This window comes from Streptococcus caecimuris (assembly GCF_943193075.1).
GTDB classification, from domain to species: Bacteria; Bacillota; Bacilli; order Lactobacillales; family Streptococcaceae; genus Streptococcus; species Streptococcus caecimuris.
The window spans coordinates 13,673-26,061 of sequence record NZ_CALPCT010000008.1; the positions used below are offsets into that span (position 1 = coordinate 13,673).

A 12,389-nucleotide genomic window follows, 5' to 3' on the forward strand; every position below is an offset into this window, starting at 1 on the left:
TCTTATTTTTTTGTTAATAATTCTACAGTTGGACGATCGACAGGTGCCCAGTTAAGTGATTTTAATTCATGCGGTGCTAACCAAGTCGAATTTTGGTGTTCTAACAACTCTAGTTTTCCTGAAAGTAGCTTGGCGTGATAGGTTTTCATAACGACAGTTCCGAAATCATAATCATAGGAGGCTTCATTCACAAAGGAGATAATTTCAATTTCTGAATTTAGTTCTTCCTGTATTTCACGAATGAGCGCTTGTTCAGGAGATTCCCCTGCCTCTAATTTTCCACCTGGGAATTCCCAAAAGCCTCCCAAACTTTTTCCTTCGGGTCTCTGAGCACAAAATATTTTTCCATCTTTTTCAATGGCAGCTGCAACAACGTGAATAATTTTTTTTGACATGATTTTCCTCCTCTCTCATTGTAACAGAAATAGGTTGAAAGAATCAATTGATGAATAAACCTAAATTCAAAAACGGTGAAATTGGCATTGACTTCATCTGGATTGATGTGGACAATCCTCCTGCAGATGCGATTGGTTGGGTTGTGAAATAGAGAGTAATAAACTATTCATAGGACTACAAAAACACCACCTCCTAGTCTTAGGGGTGGTGTTATGCTTTAGACCATTTTCCAGAAATAATCGATGATATAGGTCAGGCCGTAGGTGTAGATGACGAGGGTGATGGGTTTGCAGAGGATGATGATGGTCATGTAGCGTTTGAAGGTCATATTGGTCAGACCTGCCAGCATACAGATGAAGTCAGCGGGACTAACCGGCCAGATCATCATGAAGATAAAGAAGCGATCGAACCGCTTGCCTTCATTGAGCCAGCCAATGTACTTGTCGTAGGTCTTCTGACTGACCATAGATTGGACGAACTTAGGCCCGTACATTCTGGCTAGGTGGAAAATAATGGCACAGCCAATCACGATGCCGATGTAATTGTAGATGGTCCCAATGATGTGGCCATAGATAAAGACACCAGCGACAGATGTCAGGGCGCCAGGAATAATAGGGACCACTGTTTGAAGGATCTGAAGAAAGATAAAGAGAGGTGGTCCAAAGATTCCGGCTTGCAAAATAAAAGCTGACAAGGTTTCTTTGGATTGAAGGATACCAGAAAAGTAGGCCCAGATACAAAAGGCCAAGGTCCCAAGAGCACCAATGATAGACGACCAATTAATGATGCGCTGGAGAAGAGGAGAGACCTCTTTTAAGCTTGTTTGTTTCATAAAAAATTCCGAGTTCTTTTTCTTCTACTATACCATGTTTTTGGAACTTTGTAAGGATTTTGTCTATTTTTTGAGTAGTGAAAGCGACCTGATTGGAGCCTGTCGCTGTTTTAGTCGTGAAGCGGGTGCAAAATGGGCCTTTTTATGCTACAATGAAAGGAGTATAAAAAATGGAGAAAAACGTGTCAATCGAAAATTACAAACCAGATTTTGCGGTGGAAGCAGCCTATGATCTCACCGTTACAGACTTAAAAAAACAAGGTATTAAGGCGGTCCTTGTGGATTTGGATAATACCTTGATTGCTTGGAATAATCCGGATGGAACTCCTGAGATGCGCCAGTGGTTGCATGACCTTCGTGATGGAGGGATTCGGGTTATCGTGGTGTCTAATAATAGTCCCAAACGGGTCAAGCGCGCTGTTGAGAAATTTGATATTGACTATGAAGCCTGGTCGCTTAAGCCCTTTACCTTTGGGATTGATCGTGCCCTCAAACGTTTCCACTATGAGAAAAATGAAGTGGTCATGGTCGGGGATCAACTGATGACGGATATCCGAGCTGCCCATCGTGCAGGCATTCGTTCGATTTTGGTCAAGCCTTTGGTCGAGCATGACTCGATCAAGACGCAGATCAACCGGGCGCGTGAACGCCGTGTTATGAAGCAAATGGCCGAAAAATATGGTCCGATTGTATACAAAAAAGGAATTTAAGAATGGAAGAATTATTCTGTATTGGCTGTGGAGCCCCCATTCAGACAGAAAACAAAGAGGGGCTAGGCTATACTCCTCAATCAGCTCTTGAAAAGGGCTTGGAAACAGGTGAAGTCTATTGCCAACGCTGTTTCCGTCTCCGTCACTACAATGAAATCACTGATGTGCATCTGACAGATGATGATTTCCTAAAACTCCTTCACGAAGTAGGAGATAGTGATGCTCTCGTAGTCAATGTAGTGGATATTTTTGACTTTAATGGCTCCGTTATCCCTGGCCTACCACGCTTTGTAGCAGGAAATGATGTCCTCTTGGTCGGAAACAAAAAAGATATCTTGCCCAAGTCTGTCAAGGACAGCAAGGTAACTCATTGGTTGATGGAGCGTGCCCATGAAGAAGGCATGCGTCCTGTCGATGTGGTCCTCACCTCTGCTCAAAACAAGAGCGCGATCAAGGACTTGATGGAAAAGATTGAGCAGTACCGCAAGGGCCGTGATGTCTATGTGGTGGGTGTGACCAACGTAGGGAAATCGACCCTCATCAATGCGATTATCCAAGAAATCACTGGGGATAAGGATATCATCACGACCTCTCGCTTCCCAGGGACGACACTGGACAAGATCGAAATCCCATTGGACGATGGATCCTACATCTATGATACACCAGGGATTATCCATCGCCACCAGATGGCTCATTACTTGACAGCAAAAAATCTTAAGTATGTCAGCCCTAAAAAGGAAATCAAACCCAAGACTTATCAGCTTAATCCAGAGCAAACCCTTTTCTTAGGTGGCTTGGGACGTTTTGACTTTATCAAGGGAGAAAAGCAAGGTTTCACTGCCTTCTTTGACAACGAACTCAAGCTTCACAGAACCAAGCTCGAAGGAGCGACTGCCTTTTATAACAAGCATGTCGGTGGCTTACTAACTCCTCCTAATAGCAAGGAAAAAGAAGAATTCCCGCCTTTGATTTCCCATGAGTTTACCATCAAGGACAAGACAGACCTGGTCATCTCAGGACTCGGATGGATCCGCGTCAATGGCGAAGCCAAAGTAGCCGTCTGGGCACCAGAAGGCGTCGCCGTCGTTACCCGCAAAGCTATTATTTAAAAATTTGAAAGGAAATAGTTTCTTTATAGACTGGGCGAGTGCAACGAGCCTAGAAAGGATACTTTTCGCTGTGGTGAAAGCCTAAGTAGATATTTTACTACTTAGGCGCGGAAAATTTGAGACTTTAGGCTCAAATTTAAGTCATGGAACTCCGCTAGGAGGTCGCTGACGACCGCCACCACATCAGAAAAGTATCAAAAAAGAAACAATGAAAAAACATGACATTAACATCTAAACAACGGGCTTTCCTCAATAGCCAAGCCCACAGCCTCAAACCCATTATCCAAATTGGGAAAAATGGGCTCAATGACCAAATCAAAACTAGTGTGCGCCAAGCGCTAGATGCGCGCGAACTGATCAAGGTAACTCTTCTTCAAAATACGGATGAGAATATCCATGAAGTAGCAGAAATCTTGGAAGAAGAAATCGGTGTGGAAACGGTCCAAAAGATTGGTCGGATTCTCATCTTGTTCAAACAATCGAGCAAAAAAGAAAATCGTAAAATTTCAGCGAAGGTAAAAGAAATTTAAGACATCGAGGAGAGCAAACCTATGGCAATTGAACTATTGACTCCCTTTACCAAGGTAGAGTTAGAGCCAGAGATCAAAGACAAGAAACGCAAACAAGTTGGTATTTTGGGTGGAAATTTCAATCCGGTCCACAATGCCCATTTGGTCGTTGCGGATCAAGTGCGCCAACAATTAGGGTTAGATAAGGTGCTCTTGATGCCTGAGTATGAGCCACCGCATGTCGATGCCAAGGGGACGATTGCAGAGCACCATCGCCTTAAGATGCTGGAATTAGCCATTGAAGGCATTGAAGGTCTGGAGATCGAGACGATTGAACTCGAGCGGAAAGGGGTTTCCTATACCTACGACACCATGCTCTTGCTCAATGAACGGGATCCAGACACAGATTATTACTTCATTATTGGTGCAGATATGGTAGATTATTTACCAAAATGGCACCGCATCGATGAATTGGTGGAGATTGTGCAATTTGTCGGGGTCCAGCGACCACGCTATAAGGCAGGGACTTCTTATCCGGTGATCTGGGTGGATGTTCCTCTAATGGACATCTCCTCTAGTATGGTGCGTGATTTTGTGGCCAAAGGCCGGACGCCGAATTTTATGTTGCCAAAACCAGTCTTGGACTACATCAAGAAAGAAGGATTGTATCAATGACCTATGAAAACTATCTAGGCTTTTCTCGTGAGGTCTTGCTTGAAAAAATGCGCCAAATCCTGCCAGAAAAGCGGCTTACTCACTGTTTAGGGGTTGAGAAGGCTGCGCGTGACTTGGCCAAACGCTATGGGGCTGACGAAGAGCAGGCTGGCCTAGCAGGTTTGTTACATGACTACGCCAAGAAACTATCAGATCAGGAATTTCTGGACTTGATTGATCGCTATGAGCTGGATCCAGCATTAAAAAACTGGGGCAACAATGTCTGGCATGGGATGGTCGGGATTTACAAGATCCAAGAAGACCTCGGACTGACAGATTCAGCCATTCTTCGCAGTATTGAGATTCACACCGTGGGGAGTGGACAGATGTCGACCTTAGACAAGATTGTCTATGTGGCTGATTACATTGAGCACAACCGGACCTTCCCAGGAGTGGATCAAGCACGTGATATCGCTCAAGTTTCTTTGGATCGTGCTGTGGCCTATGAGACGGCTCGCACAGTCGAACACCTGGCCCACCAAGGATTGCCCATTTATCCCCAAACCCTTGAAACCTATAACGCCTTTGTGAAGTATTTGAAAGAGGAGCAGTGAGTGAAGACAGCTTTTATCATTATTGATGTACAAAATATCTTAGTGGAAACAGGTTTTGAGACAGAAAAGATCATAGAGAAGATCGCTTATTTGCAAGATCAGGCTAGAAAACAGCAGATTGAAATTATCTACATGCAGCATATTGAAACGCCAGAGGCTTTAACTTCGGAAGATTGGCAATTATCGCCCTTGTTGAAGAGGCAGGCAGATGAGAAGGTGTTTCAGAAGCGATACAATAGCATATTTAAAGAGACAGGATTAAAAGAATACTTGGATCAACAAGGAATTCAACAACTGGTCCTGTGTGGTATGCAGACAGAATATTGTGTCGATACATCCGTCAAAGTGGGGTTTGAATACGGCTACAAGCTGGTTATTCCAGAAGGAGCTGTCACAACCTTTGATGGAGAGGATATTCCGGCAGAAACGCTTAATGAATTTTATGAAAATATTTGGGCAGAACGTTTTGCGGATGTCTTAGATTACAAATCAATTTTTTAAGGAAAGAGGATTACATGAAAGAAAAAGAACTACTTGAATTAGTTGTCAAAGCAGCAGATGAAAAGCGCGCGGAAGACATTGTCGCTTTGGATGTTCAAAGCTTGACCAGCGTGACAGACTACTTTGTCATCACAAGCTCTATGAACAGCCGCCAATTGGAGGCTATTGCTGAAAATATTCGCGAGAAGGTCATCGAAGCTGGTGGCAATGCCAGCCACGTCGAAGGTGATTCAGCTGGAGGTTGGGTTCTTCTTGACTTAGGTAGTGTGGTGGTCCATGTCTTCTCAGAAGAAATGCGTGCCCACTATAACCTAGAAAAGCTATGGCACGAAGCAAGTGCTGTCGATCTTTCGGCAGCACTAGCATAAGCAGGTAAACTCAGTTGGTAGCAACTGAGTTTTGTTGGTTAAATTGAAATTCTATGGAAAGAAAGGATGGGGCCTCGTGTTTGTTTGTTTTCTTAATTGAACACGAGCTAAAAGCTGTGAGAAAAAGAGTAACTTCCTTTGTATCTGAGGATAGGGCAGAAAGTTCCCTATTTTCTCTATGCTTTTAAGGCTCTTTGTATCTTAGAAAGGATTTGAACCCGTCCTGTAATCCTCGGAAAATAGATAGCTCTCCTTGGAGCTTAGCTCCATCGTCGTGCTCCTAATTTTCTATCGGATTACGGGCGGACTTGGTATCATGAATATGGCGACTTATGAAACGTTTGCGGCGGTCTACGATGCGGTCATGGATGATAGTCTGTATGACTTGTGGACGGATTTTTCCCTCCGGCATCTTCCTAAAAGCAAGGAGCGGAAAAAATTACTGGAATTGGCTTGTGGGACAGGGATCCAGTCTGTCCGCTTTTCCCAAGCTGGTTTTGATGTGACAGGATTAGACCTGAGTGCGGACATGCTGAAAATTGCTGAAAAAAGAGCTGCTTCAGCCAAGCAGAAGATTGATTTTATCGAGGGGAATATGTTGGATCTCTCGCAAGCAGGCACTTATGATTTCGTGACCTGCTACTCGGATTCTATCTGCTATATGCAGGACGAGGTGGAAGTAGGAGATGTCTTTAAAGAAGTGTATAATGCCCTCAATGAGGACGGAGTCTTTATCTTTGATGTCCATTCGACCTATCAAACGGATGAGGTGTTCCCAGGCTACTCTTACCACGAAAATGCAGAAGACTTTGCCATGCTCTGGGATACCTATGAGGATGCGGCACCTCACTCGATCGTCCATGAGTTAACCTTCTTTGTCCAAGAAGAGGATGGCAGCTTTAGTCGGCACGATGAAGTTCATGAGGAACGCACTTATGAAGTTTTAACCTATGACATCTTATTGGAGCAGGCTGGCTTTAAATCTTTCAAATTGTATGCAGACTTTGAAGACAAAGAGCCAACAAAGACCAGCAAACGTTGGTTTTTTGTAGCACAGAAGTAGGACAGCATGACAGTTACAGGTATTATTGCAGAATTTAATCCCTTTCACAATGGTCACAAGTACTTGCTGGAACAGGCAGAAGGGGTGAAAATCGTCGCTATGTCTGGGAATTTTGTTCAACGTGGCGAGCCTGCCATTGTAGACAAGTGGATTCGCGCGCAGATGGCTTTGGAAAGTGGGGCGGATCTGGTGGTCGAGCTCCCCTTTCTCGTGGCTGTTCAGTCGGCTGATCATTTTGCCAAGGGAGCGGTAGAAATCTTGTCCCGTCTGGGAATCGACCAATTGACCTTTGGGACAGAAGAAGTCTTAGATTACCAAGCGATTGCTACAGTTTATGCGGAGAAAGAGGCGGAAATGGAAGCTTTACTGCGAAGTCTTCCAGAAGATTTATCCTATCCACAAAAGACCCAAAAAATGTGGGAAACCTTTGCTGGAGTGGAGTTCACAGGAGATACTCCCAATCATATCCTGGGCTTGGCTTATGCCAAGGCCTGTGCTGGGAAGGGGATTGCGCTCAAGGCTATCCAACGGCAAGGTGCAGGCTACCATTCAGAGGAAAAAGAGGCGGCCTATGCTTCTGCGACTAGTCTACGCCTACACAAGGAAGATCAGGACTTTGTCGCTAAATTCATGCCCAATAGCCAACTCTTTCAGTCGGCTCCGCAGGTATCTTGGGAGAATTATGACCAACTGCTCCGTTATCAAATCCTAACCCATACAGATCTGACACAGATTTTTCAAGTTAATGAAGAACTGGCCAATCGGCTAAAAGATGCAGTTCGAAGCGCTAGCTCTGTGGAAGAATTGGTGGAGAAAGTCGCAACCAAGCGCTATACCAAGGCACGAGTGCGCCGCATCTTGACCTACATCTTGGTAGGGGCGATGGACCAAGCTCTTCCCGATGCCATTCATGTCTTAGGATTTTCCGCAAAGGGACAAACTCACCTCAAAGGCTTGAAAAAATCAGTAGAAATTGTGACTCGAATCGGTAAGGAACCTTGGGACAGTTTGACCCAACAAGCGGATCAGGTGTATCAGCTAGGCAATCCCCAATTGCCAGAGCAGATCTGGGGCCGGGTGCCAGTGAGAGTGGAAGAATAAATGTCTCACGGAAATTTTCTCTGTCCACATTCACGTAAGGCAAGAAGTTTATGATGTACGGAAATAGTGTTTATCTACTGTCTAAAAATTCCTTTTAGACAGTAGATTTTTTTACCAAATTTAGAAACTTTTTACGAATAATTAGGTAGAGTGGGAAAACTTGTACAAGTTCCTGACAAGTTTTTCTTTTTCATGTATAATAATAGAAAAGAGGTAGAATGAGGTATGGTCATGGAAGCAGTCGTTTATTCAACATTCCGCAATCATTTGAAGGATTATATGAAGAAGGTGAATGATGAGTTTGAGCCTTTGACGGTCGTGAATAAGAATCCAGACGAAGATATTGTGGTCATCTCTAAGAGCGAGTGGGACAGCCTACAAGAAACCCTGAGACTAGCTCAGAACAAGGAATTGTCAGATAAGGTCTTGCGGGGCATGGCAGAAGTCCGAGCTGGTCAGGTTCAACTCCATGAGATTGAGGGGTAACGGATGTTACTCAAGTTTACAGAAGATGCCTGGCAGGATTATTGTTACTGGCAAAGTCAGGACAAAAAAACATTGAAGCGAATCAATACCCTGATTAAGGAGATTCAAAGGGATCCATTTGCTGGGATTGGTAAGCCTGAGCCCTTGAAATATGACTTTCAAGGAGCATGGTCAAGACGGATTGATGCAGAGAATCGCCTGATTTATATGCTAGATGAGTCAGGTGTCGCTTTCCTCTCTTTTAAAGATCATTATTAAGTCTTTAAAAGAGGATCTTTTTGATAGTTAGGATAGCTATTTAAAATTCCCAACTCGAAGAAAATTCCTATAAAATCCCCTTTCTAAAAATAGAAAAATCTAGTCTAACTTCGACGATTTGTGATATAATGTTAAAGATTGAAAATAATTTGAAAAAATTTAAGGAGAATCCTCATGGGACGTAAATGGGCCAATATTGTTGCCAAGAAAACTGCCAAAGATGGTGCCAACTCAAAAGTGTATGCCAAATTTGGTGTGGAGATCTATGTAGCTGCTAAAAAGGGTGAACCAGATCCAGAACTAAATACTGCTTTGAGATTCGTTATTGACCGTGCTAAACAAGCGCAAGTGCCAAAACACGTTATTGATAAAGCGATCGATAAGGCAAAAGGAAATACAGACGAAACCTTTACAGAAGGACGTTACGAAGGGTTTGGGCCAAATGGTTCGATGTTGATCGTTGATACCTTGACGTCAAACGTCAACCGTACAGCTGCCAATGTCCGTGCTGCCTTTGGTAAAAACGGTGGTAACATGGGAGCTTCAGGTTCTGTATCTTACCTCTTTGACAACAAGGGTGTTATCGTCTTTGCTGGTGATGATGCCGATGCCATCTTTGAGCTTTTGCTTGAAGCAGATGTTGATGTAGATGATGTCGAAGCAGAAGAAGGAACGATCACCGTCTACACAGCACCAACTGATCTTCACAAAGCGATCGTTGCTTTGCGTGAATCAGGTGTCGAAGAATTCCAAGTAACAGAATTGGAAATGATTCCTCAATCAGAAGTTGAGTTGTCAGGTGAAGATTTGGAAACATTTGAAAAACTTTACAGCGTTCTCGAAGACGACGAGGACGTACAAAAAATCTACACAAACGTAGATGGATTCTAATCACTCGTACGGACTGTAGTGAATCCCATAAATCAAGAAAAAGGATAGCTTCTTAGATCAAGCTATCCTTTTTCTCTGTTTGATGAGGAACTATCTTTTGTAAGTGATGTCCTGTATAAGCGTAAATACGGGTCAGGGGTGATTGGGAGAGTGTGGAAACTTTAAAATAGAAATAATGGTCTCGATGATCCCGACTTTTGGTGTGGTGAAGACGAAAGTAATTTCGCTGGCCTGCTGCCATGGAGTGGAGAATATCATCTTCTAAAAAGACGAGCGGTGTAGAAGTAGCTGCCCACTTGTAAAAGTCCATCTCAAATTGGTGGTAATTCTCGGAAAAATAATCAAATTGTAATTCGTGTTTAGTCTGAATAGGTTTCATAGGGTGTTTCCTCAGATTCAATAAAAATGATAGAGTCCACGAGGAGACGGTGGTAGTGGCCATCGCTTTTGAGAAGAACCTCAGAAGCAGATAAGGTGTGAATCGAACCTGTGTAGGTTGCAAATTGATTCCCCTCTAGAGTTGTGATCGAGATCGTCGTTTGTTGTTGAAAGGCCTGCTCCAGGAGCTGGATCTGTTCAGCAAGTGGAAGAATTGTGAGCTGACTACGGTCAATTTCTTTTGTATGCAGGGCAGTTGTGTGCTCGGATAAAAAGAAGCCAGCCCATTTGGCCATGCCACGATCTTGAAATTCGCGGGCAGATTGATAAGGGAGATAAGAACGGTCAATCATGTTAATCCATCTAAGCCTCCTGCGGAATGTCCGCCTGTTAGTTTACTGCGTGCAATAGCGCGTGAGTTTTCTAGTAGTGAGGAGCCTTTCTGAAGAGAGGTGAAGCCAAATTGGTCCCGAATGCGGTCAATGGTCTGCTGGAGTTTCTCCTCTTTTTCCAAGGCTACTGGGTCATCAAAGAGAGAAAAGAGTTGAAGAGACTCCTCGACAAGTTCTCCATAAAAAACACCAATCTGCCGAATGGCGCCTCCTTCGTACTTGGAGCGAAAGAGCCGCAGAACCGTATCGGATAAAACCTTGGTGGATTGGGTAGGCTCAATCTTTTGCTGGCAGTGAATGGACGGAAGCCCCTCGATTTTGGAGTAGGAGGCATGAATGGAGACCAGCTGGGTCTTCTTTTTTTTTCGTCGCAAGCGAATAGCCACCTGTTCAGCCATCTCCCGAAACACCAGTTCAATATCGGCTTGTAGATGGTAGTCATAGGGCAAGATTTGAGAGTTACCAATGCCTCGTGACTTCGGACGATAAGGCTTGTGGACATTGCTTTCATCAATGCCATGAGCATGGAACCACAGTTGAAGGCCCATGACCCCGAATTCTTTCTTTAAGAGATCTGGGTGAGCCTGAGCCAGTTCAGCAATAGACGTGATCCCGATCTTTTGCAATCGCTTTTCAGTGCGACGTCCAATGCCCCAAAAATCAGTAAGCTGGGGCAGTTTCCAGACCTTACTTTCTACATCTTCATAAGACCAATTGGAGCGCATATTTCGGCAATGCTTGGCTTCATTGTCCAAGGCTAGCTTGGCAAGAAGGGGATTGGCGTTACTGAGGCCGATGGTAGAGTAGATCCCAGTTTCCTGCCAGATCCTTTTTTGGATTCTGGCAGAAAGGAGATCCAGTTTTTCCTTTCGAGAGAGGGAGGGATCTGGAATAAAATAATTTAAGGAAGAGGTCAGATCGATAAAGCCTTCGTCAATCGAGTAAGGGAAAATATCATCTGGTGCCGCAAATTCCTGAAAGACTTTTTGAATCTCCATATTGACCTGAATGTAGGCATTCATCCGTGGAGGCACAATCAGGGTTCTCTTGGCCCAGGATTCAATGGATGCAATAAATGCTGGATCTGTGGGCAATCCTTGTTTTTTAGCGACGTAGCTATTAAATTTTCTGGTTTTGAGGTCAAAAGGTAGGTCGTAGCTACGGCTGACATTTTTCTTGCCAAAGACTTGTTTGAAAACGGGAGAGCTCGCTAAAATCAGGCCAGCAGAATTGTCGCTCCGACTCATGACGCAAAGAGAAGTCGTCAAGGGGTTGAGCCCTAGACGGACACATTCACAACTGGCATAAAAACTTTTCATATCCACAAAAGCAATATCAGAATGAGGCTCACGTGAATAATCAAATAGCATATTTAAACCTCGAGTGGAAGAAAATGTCCGACCACAATGCCGACGATTTTGGGCTCGTCTTCATAGGGAGCAAATAAATCATCGTAATCAGGGTTGATGGATTCTAAGCGCAAACCTTCCGCTTCCCGATAGACTTTCTTGATATAGGTCTTTCCGTTCCACATGAGGGCGTAGACAGCCCCATCATAGTCAAAGCCAGTCTGCTTCATGAGGGCAACAGAGCCATTGGGATAGAGAGGTTCCATCGAATCTCCGGATACCCAAGAAGCAAAGTCATGCTGGATCTCTTGGTCAAAATAGACGGTTTCATAGTCCGTTTCGTTGTCATAAAAGGTATGTCCCAAACCGGCTGCTAGCTCAATCGAAAGAACCTTATAAGCAGTCAAGGAAACAACTTTTTGCTGCTGTTCCAATAACTGGCTGGCCAACTGGTCGACTTTCTTTTGATGAGGTGGGGTTAATAAAGGGTAGGTGTAGAGTGCGGAGTCTTTGTTAATAAAGTAGTCCTCTTTAACGGAGAGGCGCTTGGCCAACCTCCTGAGATTTTTTTCGTGTGGCACCGCTAAGCCATTCTCCCAACTGGAGTAGGTTTTGCGAGAAATCTTGAGATCCTCGTAGATATCAGCTTGGGTCAAGCCTTTTTCCAGGCGTCTTTCTTTTAGTTTTTTTGCATCAAACATGTCAGTTCTCCTATGTAACGTTTTAAAAGTTACATATAGTTTATCAAAAATAAAATCCTTTTGCAAGAGAAAAATTC

Annotated in this window: 18 protein-coding genes; 12 read left to right on the forward strand and 6 right to left on the reverse strand. The window is 44.0% G+C overall.

Annotated elements, in window-relative coordinates:
* Positions 1 to 2: 2 nt before the first annotated feature.
* Entirely contained in the window at positions 3 to 395 is a 393-nt protein-coding gene (locus NFR56_RS04430; RefSeq protein ID WP_049506416.1) for a (deoxy)nucleoside triphosphate pyrophosphohydrolase, read from the reverse strand.
* A 218-nt stretch (positions 396 to 613) separates the two neighbouring features.
* On the reverse strand, positions 614 to 1,228 hold the full coding sequence (locus NFR56_RS04435; protein ID WP_003011758.1) for a TVP38/TMEM64 family protein: 615 nt from the start codon (positions 1,226 to 1,228) through the stop codon (positions 614 to 616).
* A 182-nt stretch (positions 1,229 to 1,410) separates the two neighbouring features.
* Here NFR56_RS04435 and NFR56_RS04440 point away from each other — a divergent pair, with 182 nt between their 5' ends.
* The 12 genes from NFR56_RS04440 (at position 1,411) to NFR56_RS04495 (ending at position 9,492) form a co-directional block, all read left to right on the forward strand.
* Positions 1,411 to 1,938, forward strand: coding sequence for a YqeG family HAD IIIA-type phosphatase (locus NFR56_RS04440; protein ID WP_118095844.1), 528 nt, complete (start codon positions 1,411 to 1,413; stop codon positions 1,936 to 1,938).
* Between the two features lie 2 nt (positions 1,939 to 1,940).
* Positions 1,941 to 3,047: a ribosome biogenesis GTPase YqeH gene (gene yqeH, locus NFR56_RS04445; RefSeq protein WP_049506415.1), complete on the forward strand. Its 1,107-nt coding sequence runs from the start codon at positions 1,941 to 1,943 to the stop codon at positions 3,045 to 3,047.
* Between the two features lie 218 nt (positions 3,048 to 3,265).
* A complete protein-coding gene (gene yhbY / locus NFR56_RS04450) occupies positions 3,266 to 3,577 on the forward strand; it encodes a ribosome assembly RNA-binding protein YhbY (protein ID WP_003005853.1) in 312 nt (103 codons plus the stop codon).
* 21 nt (positions 3,578 to 3,598) lie between these two features.
* On the forward strand, positions 3,599 to 4,231 hold the full coding sequence (locus NFR56_RS04455; RefSeq protein ID WP_049474399.1) for a nicotinate-nucleotide adenylyltransferase: 633 nt from the start codon (positions 3,599 to 3,601) through the stop codon (positions 4,229 to 4,231).
* Positions 4,228 to 4,824: a bis(5'-nucleosyl)-tetraphosphatase (symmetrical) YqeK gene (gene yqeK, locus NFR56_RS04460; protein ID WP_049474400.1), complete on the forward strand. Its 597-nt coding sequence runs from the start codon at positions 4,228 to 4,230 to the stop codon at positions 4,822 to 4,824. Before NFR56_RS04455 ends, yqeK begins: the two co-directional genes overlap by 4 nt.
* Positions 4,825 to 5,325, forward strand: a complete 501-nt coding sequence (locus NFR56_RS04465) for a cysteine hydrolase family protein (RefSeq protein ID WP_049474401.1) — start codon at positions 4,825 to 4,827, stop codon at positions 5,323 to 5,325.
* Positions 5,326 to 5,339: 14 nt separating this feature from the next.
* Entirely contained in the window at positions 5,340 to 5,693 is a 354-nt protein-coding gene (gene rsfS, locus NFR56_RS04470; protein ID WP_134974437.1) for a ribosome silencing factor, read from the forward strand.
* 322 nt (positions 5,694 to 6,015) lie between these two features.
* Complete coding sequence (locus NFR56_RS04475) at positions 6,016 to 6,756, forward strand: class I SAM-dependent DNA methyltransferase (RefSeq protein ID WP_277612651.1); 741 nt, start codon at positions 6,016 to 6,018, stop codon at positions 6,754 to 6,756.
* Between the two features lie 6 nt (positions 6,757 to 6,762).
* Positions 6,763 to 7,857: a nucleotidyltransferase gene (locus tag NFR56_RS04480; RefSeq protein WP_134974439.1), complete on the forward strand. Its 1,095-nt coding sequence runs from the start codon at positions 6,763 to 6,765 to the stop codon at positions 7,855 to 7,857.
* Positions 7,858 to 8,088: 231 nt separating this feature from the next.
* A complete protein-coding gene (locus tag NFR56_RS04485) occupies positions 8,089 to 8,343 on the forward strand; it encodes a type II toxin-antitoxin system Phd/YefM family antitoxin (protein ID WP_003014291.1) in 255 nt (84 codons plus the stop codon).
* A gap of 3 nt (positions 8,344 to 8,346) precedes the next feature.
* Positions 8,347 to 8,601, forward strand: a complete 255-nt coding sequence (locus NFR56_RS04490; RefSeq protein WP_003014350.1) for a Txe/YoeB family addiction module toxin — start codon at positions 8,347 to 8,349, stop codon at positions 8,599 to 8,601.
* A gap of 174 nt (positions 8,602 to 8,775) precedes the next feature.
* A complete protein-coding gene (locus NFR56_RS04495; RefSeq protein WP_003005873.1) occupies positions 8,776 to 9,492 on the forward strand; it encodes a YebC/PmpR family DNA-binding transcriptional regulator in 717 nt (238 codons plus the stop codon).
* Between the two features lie 52 nt (positions 9,493 to 9,544).
* On the opposite strand, the gene NFR56_RS04500 is transcribed toward NFR56_RS04495, so the two are convergent.
* Genes NFR56_RS04500 through NFR56_RS04515 form a run of 4 tightly spaced genes read right to left on the reverse strand, consistent with a single transcriptional unit; the run spans position 9,545 to position 12,312 of the window.
* Entirely contained in the window at positions 9,545 to 9,871 is a 327-nt protein-coding gene (locus tag NFR56_RS04500) for a DUF5960 family protein (protein ID WP_049503582.1), read from the reverse strand.
* A complete protein-coding gene (locus tag NFR56_RS04505) occupies positions 9,852 to 10,223 on the reverse strand; it encodes a hypothetical protein (protein WP_118396870.1) in 372 nt (123 codons plus the stop codon). The genes NFR56_RS04500 and NFR56_RS04505 overlap by 20 nt, the downstream gene beginning before the upstream one ends.
* A complete protein-coding gene (locus NFR56_RS04510) occupies positions 10,220 to 11,632 on the reverse strand; it encodes a Y-family DNA polymerase (RefSeq protein ID WP_049518143.1) in 1,413 nt (470 codons plus the stop codon). Before NFR56_RS04510 ends, NFR56_RS04505 begins: the two co-directional genes overlap by 4 nt.
* A 2-nt stretch (positions 11,633 to 11,634) precedes the next feature.
* Complete coding sequence (locus NFR56_RS04515) at positions 11,635 to 12,312, reverse strand: XRE family transcriptional regulator (protein WP_134974440.1); 678 nt, start codon at positions 12,310 to 12,312, stop codon at positions 11,635 to 11,637.
* Positions 12,313 to 12,389: the final 77 nt, after the last annotated feature.